The sequence below is a fragment of the Sphingobacterium wenxiniae genome, from assembly GCF_900116225.1.
Lineage (GTDB): Bacteria > Bacteroidota > Bacteroidia > Sphingobacteriales > Sphingobacteriaceae > Sphingobacterium > Sphingobacterium wenxiniae.
Genome location: NZ_FOZZ01000010.1, coordinates 54,135 through 70,999 on the forward strand (window position 1 = coordinate 54,135; position 16,865 = coordinate 70,999).

Annotated in this window: 22 protein-coding genes; 5 read left to right on the forward strand and 17 right to left on the reverse strand. The window is 40.4% G+C overall.

What is annotated here, in order from left to right; all coding sequences use genetic code 11:
* From BM375_RS13070 to BM375_RS13095, 5 genes are all read left to right on the forward strand, one after another.
* On the forward strand, positions 1-726 hold the full coding sequence (locus tag BM375_RS13070) for a PRTRC system protein B (RefSeq protein WP_170852668.1): 726 nt from the start codon (positions 1-3) through the stop codon (positions 724-726).
* Entirely contained in the window at positions 726-1,532 is an 807-nt protein-coding gene (locus BM375_RS13075) for a PRTRC system ThiF family protein (RefSeq protein WP_093366693.1), read from the forward strand. The genes BM375_RS13070 and BM375_RS13075 overlap by 1 nt, the downstream gene beginning before the upstream one ends.
* Before the next feature lie 341 nt (positions 1,533-1,873).
* Entirely contained in the window at positions 1,874-3,025 is a 1,152-nt protein-coding gene (locus tag BM375_RS13085; RefSeq protein ID WP_093366696.1) for a HEPN-associated N-terminal domain-containing protein, read from the forward strand.
* Positions 3,026-3,601 (forward strand): GIY-YIG nuclease family protein, encoded by a 576-nt coding sequence (locus tag BM375_RS13090; RefSeq protein ID WP_093366698.1) that lies wholly within the window; start codon positions 3,026-3,028, stop codon positions 3,599-3,601.
* 49 nt (positions 3,602-3,650) lie between these two features.
* The gene (locus BM375_RS13095; RefSeq protein WP_093366829.1) at positions 3,651-4,631 is read left to right on the forward strand and encodes a bacteriophage abortive infection AbiH family protein; all 981 of its coding nucleotides are present in this window, start codon (positions 3,651-3,653) and stop codon (positions 4,629-4,631) included.
* On the opposite strand, the gene BM375_RS13100 is transcribed toward BM375_RS13095, so the two are convergent.
* From BM375_RS13100 to BM375_RS13180, 17 genes are all read right to left on the reverse strand, one after another.
* Positions 4,606-5,073 carry a response regulator gene (locus BM375_RS13100; protein WP_093366699.1) on the reverse strand — a complete coding sequence of 156 codons (468 nt, stop codon included), beginning with the start codon at positions 5,071-5,073 and terminating at the stop codon, positions 4,606-4,608. The genes BM375_RS13095 and BM375_RS13100 overlap by 26 nt on opposite strands.
* 367 nt (positions 5,074-5,440) lie before the next feature.
* The gene (locus tag BM375_RS13105) at positions 5,441-5,731 is read right to left on the reverse strand and encodes a molybdenum ABC transporter permease (protein ID WP_093366701.1); all 291 of its coding nucleotides are present in this window, start codon (positions 5,729-5,731) and stop codon (positions 5,441-5,443) included.
* Between the two features lie 112 nt (positions 5,732-5,843).
* Positions 5,844-6,293 carry a DUF3872 domain-containing protein gene (locus BM375_RS13110; protein WP_093366703.1) on the reverse strand — a complete coding sequence of 150 codons (450 nt, stop codon included), beginning with the start codon at positions 6,291-6,293 and terminating at the stop codon, positions 5,844-5,846.
* An 11-nt stretch (positions 6,294-6,304) separates the two neighbouring features.
* Positions 6,305-6,865: a conjugal transfer protein TraO gene (locus BM375_RS13115; protein WP_093366704.1), complete on the reverse strand. Its 561-nt coding sequence runs from the start codon at positions 6,863-6,865 to the stop codon at positions 6,305-6,307.
* A gap of 21 nt (positions 6,866-6,886) precedes the next feature.
* Positions 6,887-7,783, reverse strand: a complete 897-nt coding sequence (gene traN / locus BM375_RS13120; RefSeq protein ID WP_093366706.1) for a conjugative transposon protein TraN — start codon at positions 7,781-7,783, stop codon at positions 6,887-6,889.
* Between the two features lie 24 nt (positions 7,784-7,807).
* Positions 7,808-9,145: a conjugative transposon protein TraM gene (gene traM / locus BM375_RS13125; protein ID WP_093366707.1), complete on the reverse strand. Its 1,338-nt coding sequence runs from the start codon at positions 9,143-9,145 to the stop codon at positions 7,808-7,810.
* Positions 9,132-9,419 carry a nitrogen regulatory IIA protein gene (locus BM375_RS13130; RefSeq protein ID WP_093366709.1) on the reverse strand — a complete coding sequence of 96 codons (288 nt, stop codon included), beginning with the start codon at positions 9,417-9,419 and terminating at the stop codon, positions 9,132-9,134. The genes traM and BM375_RS13130 overlap by 14 nt, the downstream gene beginning before the upstream one ends.
* Positions 9,420-9,439: 20 nt before the next feature.
* Entirely contained in the window at positions 9,440-9,871 is a 432-nt protein-coding gene (locus BM375_RS13135; protein ID WP_093366710.1) for a hypothetical protein, read from the reverse strand.
* 11 nt (positions 9,872-9,882) lie between these two features.
* Positions 9,883-10,506, reverse strand: coding sequence for a conjugative transposon protein TraK (traK, locus tag BM375_RS13140; RefSeq protein ID WP_093366712.1), 624 nt, complete (start codon positions 10,504-10,506; stop codon positions 9,883-9,885).
* A gap of 21 nt (positions 10,507-10,527) precedes the next feature.
* A complete protein-coding gene (gene traJ, locus BM375_RS13145; RefSeq protein ID WP_093366713.1) occupies positions 10,528-11,523 on the reverse strand; it encodes a conjugative transposon protein TraJ in 996 nt (331 codons plus the stop codon).
* Positions 11,524-11,525: 2 nt separating this feature from the next.
* Positions 11,526-12,158, reverse strand: coding sequence for a DUF4141 domain-containing protein (locus tag BM375_RS13150; RefSeq protein ID WP_093366715.1), 633 nt, complete (start codon positions 12,156-12,158; stop codon positions 11,526-11,528).
* Between the two features lie 21 nt (positions 12,159-12,179).
* On the reverse strand, positions 12,180-14,684 hold the full coding sequence (locus BM375_RS13155; RefSeq protein ID WP_093366716.1) for a TraG family conjugative transposon ATPase: 2,505 nt from the start codon (positions 14,682-14,684) through the stop codon (positions 12,180-12,182).
* The gene (locus BM375_RS13160) at positions 14,681-15,013 is read right to left on the reverse strand and encodes a DUF4133 domain-containing protein (protein WP_093366718.1); all 333 of its coding nucleotides are present in this window, start codon (positions 15,011-15,013) and stop codon (positions 14,681-14,683) included. The genes BM375_RS13155 and BM375_RS13160 overlap by 4 nt, the downstream gene beginning before the upstream one ends.
* 11 nt (positions 15,014-15,024) lie before the next feature.
* A complete protein-coding gene (locus tag BM375_RS13165) occupies positions 15,025-15,330 on the reverse strand; it encodes a DUF4134 domain-containing protein (RefSeq protein WP_093366719.1) in 306 nt (101 codons plus the stop codon).
* 205 nt (positions 15,331-15,535) lie between these two features.
* A complete protein-coding gene (locus BM375_RS13170; protein ID WP_093366721.1) occupies positions 15,536-16,171 on the reverse strand; it encodes a conjugal transfer protein TraD in 636 nt (211 codons plus the stop codon).
* A gap of 2 nt (positions 16,172-16,173) precedes the next feature.
* Positions 16,174-16,446, reverse strand: coding sequence for a DUF3408 domain-containing protein (locus tag BM375_RS13175; protein ID WP_093366722.1), 273 nt, complete (start codon positions 16,444-16,446; stop codon positions 16,174-16,176).
* Positions 16,446-16,856 carry a DUF3408 domain-containing protein gene (locus BM375_RS13180; RefSeq protein WP_093366724.1) on the reverse strand — a complete coding sequence of 137 codons (411 nt, stop codon included), beginning with the start codon at positions 16,854-16,856 and terminating at the stop codon, positions 16,446-16,448. The genes BM375_RS13175 and BM375_RS13180 overlap by 1 nt, the downstream gene beginning before the upstream one ends.
* Positions 16,857-16,865 lie beyond the last annotated feature (9 nt).

The window sequence follows — 16,865 nt, forward strand, 5'->3', positions numbered from 1 at the left end:
ATGGAAACGATAAACGATATAACACAGGACTTCGGAACATTGTACCATCCCAAATCGGCTTTGGTATTCTATGAAACCAAAGGACGGACAGCCGATGTATATGTGGAGCATTTTGATATGGATAAAAATGGAAATCCCATCAATGCCCACCCTTTAACCGTAAGAGAAGCCAACGTATTGGCAAAGGCACTACGTACCGAAAAAGACAGGGACAGAGCCTTTTTAAAGCCGAACGGAATTTTGCCTACCAATATTCTGCACCTCAATCCGAGCGAGGAAAAAGGCACGGTTATATGGTACACTAAAGCACAGCAAAGACAATTATTTTTTGTAGATGGACTGCAAATACCCAACGGTAAAGCCTATGTGCCATCAATGGTTTGGAAAGCGAGCAAAAATAGTCTGAGCGTTTATGCCCTTGCGAGCGATAGAAGACCAACTGAGAACACCAAACTGCATTACACCCCATTTTTCAACATCTACGATGACGGAAAAGTCTGTATGGGAACGGTAAGCGTTGAAATTAAAAAATCTGCATCGGTTGAAGAATTTGTACAGGCTTGGGAATACTATTTTTTTAATTCCTATTTCAGTCATTTATTAGGTAATCATAATCCGATAAAAGGTGATTGCGTGGAAGTATGGAAAGACCTTATCGGGACGGATAAACCCTTTCCGAAGAAAGTTTTAAAAACGAATAACAAAACCCTTAAAAATCTATTGTGATGAATACAGAGAAAATGAAAGTACATTTTACGGATAATTACCTGATAAGCCCCACCAATCCGATTGAGGTGAATCTTATCGGAGCAGGTGGTACAGGATCAAAGGTATTGACCGCCCTAATGGAAATGAGCCACAGTTTAACAGAATTGGGACACGCAGGCTTGCAGGTGCGTTTGTGGGACGATGATATTATTACGGAAGCCAATTTGGGAAGACAGCGTTTTGCACCGAGTGAAACAGGTATGTATAAGTCCGTAGCACTTATAAACCGTGTCAATCGTTTTATGGGAACAAATTGGAAAGCAGAAACCAAAAAATTTGAAAGAAACGACTTAGGAGGTTTGCCTGAAAATACGAAAGCAACAATTTACATTACTTGTGTGGATAATGTACAGACACGGTTTGATGTTACAGAAATGTTAAAGACGATGAATATACGCAGAAACCATCGAGACGAAGCCAAATATTGGATTGATTTCGGAAATAGCAGAGATACAGGGCAAGTAATACTATCTACTATCGGAACAATCAAACAACCCGACTCCGAAAAGTACGAAACGGTGGCAAGCCTGCCAATGGTTACGGATGAATTTGGCGAACTGCTGAAACAGTCCGAACAAACAGACAATACGCCAAGTTGCAGTTTGGCAGAAGCATTGGAAAAACAGGATTTGTATATCAATACAACACTGGCTCAAATGGGTTGTTCTTTATTGTGGAATATGTTCCGCTTTGGAATGACCGAAAACAGAGGTTTTTTCCTTAATCTGAAAAACTTCCAAAGCCAACCCCTAAAAATCGCCTGACCAACCCCGATAGCTATCAGGGCGGCGGGCAAAAATGCAATTCCTCGCCTACGGTCGGAAACGCATTTTTGCGGTTTGAATAGGTGCAACCACTTTGTCAAAATGCACCGCTCCGCACATTCCTTTCCTTACATTTTACCAAACAGGTTGCGACATTCTTTGGTGGGATATTCGGTATCCCATTTTTTGTGTTTAAAAGACTTCTTTTCTTTCCACACAGCGACCAAAGAAAAGAAGCAAAAGAACGTCGTTTTATTAATTTTGGTCTTAGATTAAAAAGGTTAAAAGCACCTTTTAAAATTCATTAAATTTGTCTTTTAACAAAGAACGGCAAATTATATATGGGAGGAGTAAAACAAAGATGGCTTGAATTGGAAAGTAGAAATTTGAACAGTATTCCAGATAAGAATATTTGTATCAAACATTTTGACGACAAAAGTATCAATCGATACATTAAACAAAACTACCAAGACGGTTATTGCGATTATTGTGGTAAAGAATTAAAGGTTGTCCCGCTTGAAAGTTTGATGGAATTTATTATGGATGGCATTTCAAATTTTTACGAAGATGCAGCCAATTTTATGAGTTACAATTCAAGAGAGGGAGGTTATCTTGGAGAAATTTATACTCCTGACGAACTCATTCAAGAACACATAGAGTTAAATGCTGAACCTTTTGAAGTTATCGAAGATGTCGTTAACTCAATTGAAGATATTGCCTGGGCTCAACCAGACTTATATTATGACAATATTAAAGATGATTTAGAATTTCAGTGGAATTATTTCAAAGAAATTATTAAACACAAATCCCGCTATCTTTTTTCGTCAGGAGATAGTAGTCAACCTAAAGCCTTTCAAATATTACAAGAGGTTGGAAAACTTATTTCGCAATTACATATAATAAAAGTAATCCCGGCAGGAACAAAACTTTATCGTTGCAGACAGCACGACTTCAAAACAAAAATTACTGACTTTGAAGAAATATCTGCTCCACCAAACAGAAAAGCAATTTACCCGAATAGGTTCAGTCCTTCAGGAATATCAATGTTTTATTCTGCTTTTGATGTTGATACAGCAATCTTAGAAACAATAAACAGGACAAATAAATACAAAAAATACGTTACAATTGCAGAATTTGAAATATTAGAAAATCAGATTGTTGTTGATTTTAATATGCTACCTAAAATACCGAGTATTTTCGGAATTAAAGACAAGAAAAAATACTACCTGCTTTTATTTTTATACTCATTTGTACGAGATATTACTCAACAAATCACTAAGGATGGGAAAGAGCATACTGAATACGTTCCAACTCAAGTTGTGACCGAATTTTTAAGATATCCATTTAATAAAAATAGAAAGAATAAAATATCGGGAATTATTTACCCCTCTTCGCAAAATAGAAATTATAAATCGGCAGTGCTCTTTTGGGATGACGAATTAAGTAAAGAAAAAGTGAAATTGACCAGTTTGAAACGTAAGAAAATTATGTAGATGAAAATTGACACAAAAGACATTGTAAAGCAATCTGAAAAGTTTGCATTGAATATAGCTGACCAATTTTCAAAAATTGCGGTTAAGCCGTTCTGTGAAGTATCTTTTCATTCCTTAGAGTTCAGAGATAGGACAACTCTAAAAAAATATATAGATAAAATTCCTAAAAATAATAATCCGCTTATTTATGTTCTACAAGTTCAATCCCAAAAGAAACTAAAGAGATTAATTGAATGTTTTGAAGATTATCATTCAGCAAACAAGCTAAAAGTTAAAAATAAGGATAGGGTTAATCTTTCTAAATATAATAGAACTTCATCTGATATATTGTATGTTGGAAGCTCGACAACAAACTTCAAAACGAGAATTAAAAATCATCTTGGTACGGAGGGAACTCGGACTTATAGCTTGCATCTATGCAAATGGGATAATAATTTAGATTATAGCGTAAAAATTTCGACTTACGAAGTTATTCCAGAAAGTGAAGAAGTGATAGAGCGTTTCATTGTAGAAATCCTTGAACAGCAGTTTTGGGATAAGTTAAGTCCTATATTTGGAAAACGCAGTGGTTTGTAGAGGTAAACCATTTCAAACCGACAACAAATATGAAAAGACAAATACATTAATGAAGACATTATACATTATTGGAAACGGATTTGATATCCATCATAAATTAGATACAAGGTATCAAAGTTTTGCAAACTACTTGGCTGAAAATAACAGTGAGGTTTATGACCTTTTATTAAATTATTATGGACTTCCTGATATAACAAATCCCGAATTGACTGATGAGGAGTATGCCTTATGGTCAAGGTTTGAACTAGCATTAGCTGATTTAGATTATGTAGAGGTATTGGAAAACAATTCTGACCTAATAGCTTGTCCTGGTGCTGAAGATTTTCGAGATAGAGATTGGCATAGTTATCAAATTGAAATGGAGTTAATTATAAAAGATTTAACTACGACCTTAATTAGTGAATTTAATAGTTTCATTCTCGTAGTCGAATACGAAAACATTCCCGATGATACCCTAATTGAATTGGAAGACGATAGCCATTTTTTTAATTTCAATTATACTGAAACATTACAGAAAAGCTACGGCATTCCCGAAGAACAAATAATCTATATTCATAACAGAGCCGATGCAGATAATTGTAATCTTATTTTAGGACACGGAACTGACCCCGCAAATTTTGAAGAGAAAGAAGAAGAACCGCCACAAGGTTTAAGCGAAGAAGAGTTTTACGAATGGCGTGAACAAAAGGCAGATGAATATGACTATTCCTATGAAAGTGCCAAGCAAGAAATACTATCTTACTATACAAAGGCTTTTAAAAATACAGCTTCAATTATAGAAAACAATATTGCTTTTTTTGCCAATCTTATGGAAGTTGAAAAGGTTATTGTTCTGGGACATTCTATTTCAGAAGTCGATTTAAAATATTTTGAAATATTAAAAGCTAAACTAAATGAAAATGTATTTTGGAATGTTTCGTATTACAGTGAACTTGAAAAGCAAGCACACAAGCAAACATTGTTGCAACTTGGAATAAATGACAACAATATCGTCCAAATAAAAATTACAGATTTAAAAAAGCAGTCTTAGTATTAGCAAAATACTCCTGTGCAATTTTCGCTACGCCCACACTAAAATATCTTCCGTCATTGGAAACTACCTCAATGGCTTTTTTTAAATCATCTGCATCGCTACCAAAGAGTAGATAACCTGCAAAACCAATCTCTAATAGAGATTTTACGGCTTGTTCGCTATCTTTATCGCTGAAAGCAATCAGTTTTATAGTTGGATATTTTGTCCGTAGTTCCTGAAGCTCCGCCAACACATTCTTATCGTAAAAATCAAGGTCAATGATACAGACTTCGGGAAGTGATTTTAATGAAAATAATTGAGTTATTCCGTCCTCGATATGTTCCGAGCGGTATAGTATCTCAAATCCTAAATCAATGAGGCCATTGCAGATAATATCTACAATCGGGCTTTTATCGTGAATAAAGGCGAGGGTTTGTTTGGTTTTGTTTGTTGTTTCCATAATGCCATTTTTTTTTTGTGAACCCTACGCAAAAAAAGAAAGCGTAGGCAATCACACTTACCGGCATTAAGGCACTGGTACGCCATCCCCCAAATAAGCGGACGCCCACGCCTATGACGTGAGCGTTCTTACTTATCTGTTCCGGGGTTTTAAAAATTACCAGTTTCTAATGCGGAACCTAAAGCAAAAACACTTTAAGTATTTTTTATATTTTCAGACACAAATATACTAAAGTCAGTTATGATACGCAATCATAAATTTAATGACCGATCGAAAAAATTGTGGCGATATAATTAGAAATGTAAAAAAGTCAAATAACCCAGAAAGCTTATTCGACTTGTTTTAGACTATTTTTGACACGAATAAACTACCGTCGAGCCGGTTGTTCTGTTGTTTCTTCTTGTTTTTGTTCTTTGTCTTTCTTCATTTGGCTGTAAGTCCACATACAAACAATACCGACAATTATCAAAGCATAAGCAATCCATTTGCCCATACGCTCAATAAAACGGGTAAATACAGATGCTTCAAAACTTGAAAAACCCTCCGCACCCATTCCATTACGCCTGTAAAATTTCCTGCGGTTTATCCAATAGATAAGACCAATCCCCACAATGACGAGGACAATACCAAACACCAATTGAGCCGTATCTATATCCATAACACTAAAATTTTAATAGGTAAATTTAAACAAAATCATCCTATACCGAAAGCTAAAAAGCAAAAAACCGACCTTCGTAAAGTCGGTTTTTTAGCTTCATTTTCTATTGTTCTTAATCCGTACTGTTAAACTGAAAACTGATTTGCTTTTCGTTCCCGAAGCTGTCCGAAATCCAGACCTCAAAGGCTTGTGTTACGGTAGAAGTGGAAGTGTAATACAATCGGAATTGCTCCTTTGGTAATTGGTACAAATCATTAGGCAGGTATGGCGGTTCATCATAATACTGCAATATGCCTTGTCCGTCAAATTGAAAGTAGCGGAGAAAATATTGCGTGTTGCTATAATTGCCCGTTCGCTGTATGGTAATGCGTATTTCTACGGTCTGCCCATTGACTACGCTTTTGGGTACAGGCATTACATTGACCTCAAAAGGAAAATCGTTCTGTATTTCGAGGTCGTCATCTTTGCTACAAGATACCAAAGAAACCGAAGCCGTGAGGATTGCCAACATTAAGTATATTGGCAACATTCCTATTCTGAATTTATTAAATATTGCTATCATCGTTTTACGTTTTAAAAGTTAAACCTCAATCCCACGCCTGCGGACGGTCGGAACTGTTCCATATCCGTACCCCATAAGACCTTTGTACGCCCTTGCAGGACAAGTACAAATCGGTCTGACAGGTACGTTTCAAATGTGAGCCGTCCGCCAGCTCCGTAAACGAAATTGTCCTCGCTCAATATCTTTCCTCCGTCATACAACATTGCCTCGCCACGATTGATACTTTCGTACCCAACCACGGCTGTTATGCCGAAATTCAGCGTGATATTCTTTCGGGCATCGCCCAACAGGAAAAAGCTGTAACCACCCTCTGCGGTATAGGTTTCCTGCGGTATGCGAATGGTCTTGTAATCGTGGTATTGGTGCGTGTATTCCAACCCCCATAGTTGATAATTGCCGTTCTTTCCGTTTACGATCATACCAAGACTGATATAATAATCGTTACCGATTTTGTCGTTGGACAGTATGCCTGTGCTTACTTCCAATCCTTTTTGTTTGGGCAACATTCGTTGTGCCTGTGCAACCGTGATGGCCACAAAGAGTAGCATCACGGTATAGATATACTTGTTCATTGTTCTTGCTTTAAAAGGTTATTAAAATTTCAAGTGCATATCGCTTATCAATCGGGCTTTGATTAAGTCCGAATTTTCGACTTGCAGAGTTTGATGTCTGCCCCCGTTTTTCTCGAAAATCTCAATCAGCAGTACCTTGTCATCGGCAATCGTGAATTTGTCTAACAGGAACACATTTTGTTCGGTAGATTTTCCGTTTATTCCGTCTTCAAATGGCTTGTAAGTCCTTAACGGTATCATAGGACGTTCCTGTACTACGGTACGTTTGGCGACCTTTTTATCTGCGACCTTGAAATTGATAAAGTCAATATCAAACGGTACATTGGTTTTGTTTCTCAATTCCGTATGGAAATAGTATTTGCCGTTGTGTATGTAAATCCCTTTGAGGATAAACTGAATACCGAAACTTTTAGCCCCGATATGCTTTACAATACGCTTGTCTTTCTTGTAAATGGTTTCCAACAGCAAGCCCGCCAAAGACGGAGAATTATTGCCCAATTCTTCAAAAAGCACATCATTTCCGTTGGCTTTGTCCACCGCCTTTTGCATAGTCAAAAGGTCATAGTTCAATGCATCGGGATACCCACTGTAATACACATTGAAAGAGTAAAAACGTCCGTCATTGGTAATCACGGAAAAGTTTGTTTCAGCTTCAAAATCCCTTACCGATGCTTTCACACGCAGTACGTTTTCGGCATCTTCAGCCTTTCCTGCAATCAAATATTCGCTACCCAAATCCACATACCGAATAGCGGTCGGAAAAATCAAATGCGAAGTTTTGTCGTAGGTAACTTCCATTTTGTAGGGTTCTATCTTGCCCAAAGCAAGCGGAGTTCTTGCACTATCCTGTGCAAAAGAGGTTACGGCAAAGCCGACTGTAAGGGCAACCGCCCAGATTGATTTAAAAAGATTGTTCATTATTTTATTTATTTGAATTCAACATTATTTTTTAGATACCAAAAAGACTTGGTGTCCGGCTTTCAGCGTAACCTTTGGTGTGCGTACCTTTTTAGCGAAATAACCCGAAATGCCCTGTACCACGCCACGACTTAAATCCGCCGCTACTTGGTGTCCGGCATTTTGCGTGAGCATTACGCTCGTTCCTCCTGTTTGGCTCATATTGCCCGCCATTTCGGTAAGTGCGTTCATTTCGGGAGAATACGGCACGTACAGACCTTGCTGTCCGTCCAAATCATAAATGGTAATATCCACAGGGATAATATTTCCCTCTAATTCAATAGAGGTAATTTTGAGTTGCAAACGCCCACCCTGAAATTTGGCATTAGCCGTTACAATCGTTCCTTGGGGAATGGTGCGTTGTGGCATTCGGGCAGGCTCTAACAACCGCAATCGTACCCCTGTTTCGCCAACTACCGTTTGTGCATCGTGTACACAGGCTTTGATGCTGTTTTTCGGTTGTGCCACCTGTTCCATAGCACCTACGGTATAAAACCCACGGTTTCTTGTTTCGCTCCAATCGGCTAAAAAGGCACTATCAGTAGGCTCACGGTACAAGGCTGAAACGGTGCTTTTCCTTGTCGGGGTAAACGATACCAAATGCTCTTTTTGGTTAGCACCCGAAGTCCCCGAAGCCGTACCATTGGTAGGTACGGTTTCTGCGATATTTGTGCTTTGCGGTAGATACTTTGCCGCCATTTCATAGGATTTCTCCATTAGGGCGATTTGGTCATCAACGGTTGCAACAGGCGGAATGTCCTTTTCAGCTAATTGCTCTTTCAGTTCGTCCAACTGTCTGCGGAGTTCCATAGTTTCCGTATTGTCGTCCTGATAGAAAGAACCTAATGTGCTTTGCATATTGCGGTAGCTGTTCAGTGCAGGATTGCCGTTTCTTCCCGGATTTCTACCACCACTGCCATAACCGTAGCCTTCGTCTTCATCGGGATATTCATCTATTGGCTCATCGTTATCTTCGGTACTCCAATAGTCAGAAAGCGTGGCAAGTGCATTGCGTTTTTCCTCGTCTTTTCGTTGGAGCATTTCCAATTCGTATGCCTTTCCTTTGTCGGCAGGTAGCCCTGCTCCGGTGGCTTGCGGAACGGCATCGTTCAGTCCGATGTTTTCGATTTCCTTTTTGTCTTCCGACGGTTTAAAAATCAAATACATACAACCTACAAACACAATCCCCATTAAGCCGAATATCAAAGGCTTTTTTAGCTTTTCGGCTTTGTTCTGTGTACTGTCTTGCTGTACATCAGCGGTTTCGTTCGTGTTACTTTCCGTTACCCGAACAACCGATTTTTTGTTCTCACTTTCTTTCATAAAACTTATTTTTTAGCATTGTTGATAATGTGTCTTGCAAGGTTGCAGGACGTTCACTTTTTTTGAGGACAGGGTTTTCAATATGCTTTATGTGCATATTGTTTTCGGACTTTGAGGTATCGTACCACACTTTGAAGATTATCCCTGCTGTCATCAGAAAATAACCGATAAAGAGATACAGCGTGTATCGGTGCTGTCTGCGTATTGGCAATGCCCGCCAACGCTCGTCCAGCCTATCAAAGTACCTGTCCATATTTGCTCTAATTTTTTTCATACCTTATTGATTTGCGGTTATCACATTCTGAACCGTCTGCCTTGTGAGGACAGCTTTTGTTTAGGCGTATCGGAGACCAATGCAACGGCTTCCTTTGAGGTCGGAACTGAACCTGTGGATAGGTCTGTCAGTTTCGATTGCTTCATTAAATGCCCGTATTGGTCAGTCCTTTCAATATTCATTTTCTGTACATCGAATTTGTTGTTTTCGTACCGTACCCGCATATAGCAATCAACTTTGGGTTTGTCATCGCCATTCCATTCGATGTAAGTCCTTAACGAAAAACTGCCGGGTTGCAGAGGCTTGTCCGTGCCATTCTTGCAAGCCTCCAAAAACCTGCTGATACTGTCTTTAATTTTATCGGGGTAAGCTCCCTCGGTTTGGAAATAGCCGTCATATCCTTTCTCGGTCAGCGTTTTTGCGAATGTGTTTAAATCAAGTAACTGTTTCATATCCTTAATTTTTATCGGTTTATGACTTCGATATCCCTGTTCTCTATTACCGTAAACTTTTCAATGTTAAATCCTTGCGGATTGTTGTCCGAACGAACGGAGTTCACGAGATAGCAGGAAGTAATCAGGTTACGCCTGGTCAAGTTGCTCGAACGGATAATGAACTGTTTGGCGTAGGTACGCACCGCATAAGGATAGGTATCGAAATTGCATACGACACTATCTACCTCAATGCGTTGCTGTACATTCCCCGAAATGATACGGCTGTAATATCCTTTTTCCGATAAATCTTTGTAATAGTCGAATGCCGATTTGTCGGCAAGGTTGAACGCCCTGCTCATATTGCTTTCAATCGCATTTTTATCGGGTGCGAGGGTAAAGAACAGTTCGTGAAAACGTCTGACGTGTTCCCTTGCTTCCACAGGTCGGTTGATACTTGCATCTTGCGATAAGGCAAGCATCAACGATTTACCGTTATCCAGCACATAGATTTTTTGGCGTTGTTCGTCTGCAAAGCTGTAAGATTTCCATAGTGAAAATCCTACCACGCTAATGCAGAGAACGGCAAATACAATGGCATACAGCCGTATTTGCCTAAAACTGTTTTCGATATTTCTTAATGTTTTAAATTCCATTTTTAAATGATTTGATTGTTTTTATTTCCCCATTAATTTTCCACCGATATTTCCAACTGCCGAACCTGTTCCTGCTCCGGCGATATTTCCGGTTTTCATTGCCGCTTGGTTTACGTTACGAGTAAAGTTTCCTGCACCACCTGCCTGAATAATCCAGCCTGTTACCGTTGGGATAGTGAAGTAACCCACGATACCGATTATCATAAAGATGATGTACACGGTATTACTGGTATCAGGAATGTAAGTCGGGTCGGCAAGCATTGCTATATCCTTTTCGATAATGAGGGATTGTATTTTGGCAAGCATAGAGCTGAACAGATCTGCCACTGGCAACCATAGGTACACGCTTACATATCGGGTCAGCCATTGCGTGAGCGTCGACTGAAAACCGTCCCACACGCTTATCGCAAAGGCTATCGGTCCGAGTATGCTCAATACTATCAGAAAGAATGTCCGTATCGTATCGACCACCAATGCCGCAGCTTGAAACAGGACTTCCAACAGATTGCGAAACCAATTCTTAACGGCTTGTTCGGTCTTATAGGCAAACCTGTCCATATACATACCCGACATCGTTACCAAATCGGAGGGCGACCAGCCCAATTCTTCGAGCTTGTTATCAAATTCCTCGTTGGACACCAAATAGGCAGTTTCGGGGTTTCGCAACATCGCTTCCCTTTCCAAAAGGTCTTTTTTAGCCTGTAAATCATTAAGGTCAAGCACCTGATTTTCGAGAATTTGATGTGTACCCTGTACCACAGGACTTAATACGGCATTGATTGTTCCCAATACGATAGTCGGGAAGAACATTATACAGATACCCAAAGCAAAAGGACGGAGCAAAGGGTACATATCAATGGGTTCAGCCCTGCTCAAAGCCTGCCATACTTTTATAGCGACATAGAACAATGCACCCAAGCCCGCCACTCCTTTTGCCACTGCCGCCATATCGGCGGACAGTGGTATCATCTCATCGTATAATGAGCGTAGGACTTCGTGAAGATTATTAAATTCCATAACTACCAATATTTTTGGTTAGAAGTTCCGTAGAGGTCAAGCACTCTTTGCGTATTGTTCTGTTTTTTCGCTCTCAACAGGCTCACAGAGATATTTTTATTGGTGTAGTATCTTACCAAGCTGTGGTATTCTTTCACTTCTTTGTACACACGGTCAATTATATCCATACGCTCTTTGTCGTTCAGCGACAGGCTTGAAGAGGTTACAATCTGTTTCAGCTCTTTGAGCAGTTCCGTACTTTCATTGAGCAGTGCCGAGTAACCATTGGATATTGCCGCCAATTCCTGTGCGGAAAAATTCGGGTCGTTCATCATTTTGCCGAAATTTTGCACATACATTTCCGAAACATCGCCTACCAAGAGTAAGGTTTGCTGTACCTTACGGGCATCTTTCACAAGGTTATTGACAGCTTGTAGCTTGTCATAGTATTCTTTTCCCTGTTTATACACCTTTTCCACTTCCTTGAAATTTTTAATTACATTAGATACTGTGGAAGAAGTCTGTATGATTTCGTTCGCAGAGTTGATAATTCCCGATGCCAAGTTTGCAGGGTCAGTAACTACAAATTGGGCTTTTGCTGACGGTGCTACGGCAAGCATTAGTGCCGTACACACCAGATACACTACTTTTTTCATTGTTCTTGAAATTTTAAATGATTAATTACTATTTGATTTGTCCCGCCTTTGCATTGCGATATGCTTAATGGCGAGTTCTACGTTACCGTCCAATTCGGAAGCTAATTGCATCACTTCCATTTTTTCGGTTTCTTCGGTCGTATAGGCGAGATATTCCTCCAGACTAACTTCGGTGGCATAGACTGCCGAGTGCGTACCACCTAATCCAATCCATACTTCTTTATAAAGCCGTGAGGGATCGTTGTTCATATTGATAGAAAGCACCTGCCCTTTTTCCTTATCGGTCAGCCCCAACATCGCTTGGATGTCGTCAAACTTGTTCATATACTTGCGTTGGTCTAAGAGGATTTTGCAGTCGGAATTGTTAATGATACTTTCCTTGACGATGGGCGACTGGATAATATCATCGACCTCTTGCGTTACGACAATGGCTTCTCCAAAGAATTTTCTGACGGTTTTAAACAAATATTTTATATATTCCGCCATACCCTCTTTCGCTATCGCTTTCCACGCTTCTTCAATCAAAATCAGCTTACGGATACCTTTCAGCCTACGCATTTTGTTGATGAAGACCTCCATAATAATAATCGTGACTATGGGAAAGAGGATTTTGTGGTCTTTAATCGCATCTATCTCAAACACGATAAAGCGTTTGCTCAATAAGTCTAATTGCTTGTCCGAGTTCAGCAAATAGTCGTACTCGCCACCTTTGTAATAAGGCTCTAACACGTTGAGGAAATTGGCGATGTCAAAGTCTTTTTCCCTTACCTGTTTTTCTTCTAATACCTTGCGGTAATCGCCTTTAACATACTCATAGAAACCGTTGAATGACGGATACACATCATCCGCTTTGATACGTTCGATATAGCCCGATACAGCATTGGACAATGCCACTTCTTCCGAACGTGTGGGGGGTTCATCGTCCCGTTTCCAAAGCGTAAGTATCAAAGTCTTGATACTTTCACGCTTTTCAATATCAAACACACCGTCATCGGTATAGAAAGGGTTAAAGGCAATCGGGTTGTCTTCGGTGTACGTGAAGTAAACACCGTCTTCGCCTTTGGTTTTTCCCTTAATCAGCTCGCACAATCCCTGATAGGAATTACCTGTATCTACGAGCAGAACGTGAGCGCCTTGTTCGTAATATTGGCGAACCATATGATTGGTAAAAAAAGATTTACCCGAACCGGATGGCCCCAAAATAAATTTGTTGCGGTTCGTGATAATCCCACGTTTCATAGGCAAATCCGATATATCCAAATGGATTGGCTTTCCTGTGAGCCTGTCCGCCATTTTGATACCGAACGGAGAGGGCGAATTGTGATAGTTGGTTTCTTCTGTGAAGAAACACAAAGCAGGCTCAATGAATGTGTAAAAACTTTCCTCACTCGGAAAATCGCCTGCATTGCCCGGCATTCCTGCCCAATACAAGGTTGCAACGTCCGTAGTGTTGTGGCGGGGCTTACATTCCATTAGTGCCAACGCACTACCGCAATCGTTTTTCAACTGTTTCAGTTCCGCAAGGTCTTCCGACCACGCCATAATGTTGAAGTGTGCCCTTATGGAAGAAAGACCGAACGAATGTGCTTCGTTCAGGTACTTTTCTATCCACTCTTTGTTGATTTGGTTTGCACGGCTATACCTTGCCAGCGAGTGCATATTCCTTGCGGACTTTTCAAACTTTTGCAGGTTGTCTTCGCTGTTATCTAAAAACAAATATTGGTTGTAGATATGGTTACAGCTAAGAAGTAACCCCACAGGTGCTGCGAATGACAGACGACAATCACTCCGGTCGGTGGACAGTTTTTCAAAACGGGTATCTGCCGATACAGTTCCCGGCAGGTCGTCCGTATCGGACAAGGTATGCAAAGACAACCTTTTGTTTCCGATACGGACTTCTTCTGCCCCTAAAGCGATGTCCTGCATTGGTGTTCCGGCTTCTCTCGAAAGTGTCAGGTATTGTTCCAACAATCCCTGCTTTTCGTCCGTTCCGATGATTTCATCTTCGGTCAGACGTTTCAGGCTTACAAAACCGCTATCGTTAACGATACGCTCAAACTGTGCTACCGCTTCCATAAAGCGATGTGTCGTTTCCTTGTTGATTTCCTTTGAAATAAGTGTGCCTTTGCAAAGTGAACTGAAATTGCTTTGCATACGCATTCTGTTTTTGGTCGTCTTCGTCAGAAACAGGTAACAGTAGTGATTTAAGAATGGTCGCTCATTGAAATGCCTTTGATAGCTTTTGGATAAGAAACTTTGGTCTTCCTGTACCAAATCGGGAGCGTAGTTTTCTTTAATGTACCAATCTTGCTTATGGATTACCGTAAAATCAGGCAAGGTCTTGATAGCCTTGTGCCAAGCCGAGTGTATGGCTTCATATTCTGCCGATGCTACCGTAAACAGTTCGGGCAACCGCACCTCAAAACAGGCGGTAATGTCCGCATCTTTCGATAAGATACAGTTGTTTTCTACTGCCAGCAATGGAAACTTGTTTTCCAATGTGGCTGTTTTGGTTACATTTCTCATACGGCTTTGGATTTAGGAGTGAATTTTAAATACCTGTGTACAGGCTTGCGGCAAATGATGTATCGGGGGTGTCTTTTTTTCGCACCCACTTTCATCAGACCGTGTTCGCCGTACTTCCTGTTCAGCGAAAAGGTTTGCCACACAATCAGCGAAGCACCTCCGGCTCCGAGGAACAGGCAGACGTAATTACTTACGCCAGCCATATACAATATCATCACGAAGATGAGCGTACCGAGCAGACCGCCTGCGAAGATGAACAGGTATTGTGCTTTCAGCCCTCTAAATTCCACTGTCCTGCCGATACCTTTGTTTATGTTGTAACTGTTCATAAAGCAAAGGATTAAAGGAAGAATGAACGCAGGATAGTAGCGGCAACAATCAAGAAGATACACGCACCAAACCAGCTTGCCGCCGTTTTGCTCGTATCGGGGTCGCCGGAACTGAATTTGTTGTACACTTTAACGCCTCCTATTAGCCCAACTACCGCACCGATGGCGTAGATTAATTGGGTTGCGGGGTCGAAATAGGATGTTACCATTTGGGTAGCTTCGTTGATACCCGCCGAGCCGTTTCCCTGTGCGAATGCACCCATTGCTGACAGCATTGCACCGACTGTCAGCAAAACCTTTTTACTTTGTTTTTCCATAATTGAAATACATTAATTTGTTATGTCAGCCCGCACCTTACGGGCTTTCGGGACAAATGTCTTATGGAAATGGAGGCGTTACTTTAAAGTGGCAGTCAAATGAAGTGTTTGGCTTTTAGTGGCTTTGTAGTGAGTGTATAAGCATAAAAAAACGCCAAACATTTTTGCTGTTTGGCATTTTTAGTTGGATATAACAAAGGGAAGTCTATACAAACTCCTCAATGTCAAAGTCCTCAAAATTATTTTTCCGCAAAGTGGAAGAACCAGCTTCCGTTTCAGTAGTGAGTGTGCTGTCCAAAAGCTCGGCAATCTTTTTGGACGCACCCTCGATGGAACTTTCCATTAGGCTGAATAATTCAGTTCCCTGCAATTTTTGAACTAACGCTTTTGCCTTTTCTTTTTGAGACTGTTCCAAATTTTCTTTTTGGAGCAATTCTCCTACGGCTGTTAGTTCGTCATAGGTAACCCCTTGGGCAAGACTGTCATCACCACCAGAAATTCCGTACCTGTTCCATTCTTCTTCCTCCACTCTTAAATCAGGCATATTACTGAAAGCATCGTCCAGCTCCTCCTGCGGAATTTGAATACCAACGGTTTCGTTTTCGTCGTATTCAATGTCTAAATTATCGGGGTTTGTCTCCTTCTCCTCGATTTGGCTTTCATTGGCACTATTCTGCACTGATTGGCTTCTTACAGACTTCGGCTGACCCATAATATCGGGCAGATTGGGATTGACTTTCTCCTGTTTCGGCTTTTGCTCCGACTTTTTCTTAATGACAATCTTGTCCTGTACAAGCAGGACAATGATTATCAGCAGGCATATTACAATTATGGTTTCCATAACTAAAAAATTTCTTTGTCCAAGTTGTTATAAACTTCTCTCATTTCAGCCCCGAAATCATCAAAATGGTGTTGTAACAGATTGTGTAGGTAATCTGAAAGTGTCAGCTTACCGCCACCGACCATAAATACAAGTTGGGTAAGTTTGTGATGAAACTCTTTGTTTATATACACTGTTTTTCCGTTCCGAGCTAAAAAATTTGTTGGCGTAAGAAATGCCGTTTTGTATTCGGTTGTCCGTAAAACTTTTTTCGGTTTTTGCTTTGCTTTTTTCATTATAAAATGGGTTTAAAACGTTCGTTGAAATAATCGGTAATATCGTCCCCGTACTCCCTAAAATGGTGTTCAAGGATATTGTCAATGTATGAGTAGAGCGTTGTTTTTTCTTCCCTCGTTAATTGTACAATACGGAGCAACCTCTCGTGGTATTCGGGGCGTATGTAAACCACCTTACCGTTACGGCCCGACGGAAACCGATTGACCAAAAATGTTTCCTCATAATCTGCTTTTTTGGATGGGCTGTTTCGGGCTTTTTCTTTGGGTTTGGGCTTTGTTCCCTTTGGTGTTTCGGGTTGTTGATTATTTTGAGGCGGAACAACAGGCTCATCGCCACTTATGATGTTCATCAAATACTCCTCATCAACATCGGGCTTTTTAAAATCGTTGTTTTTGTTGTCTGAACTCATTGTCTAATG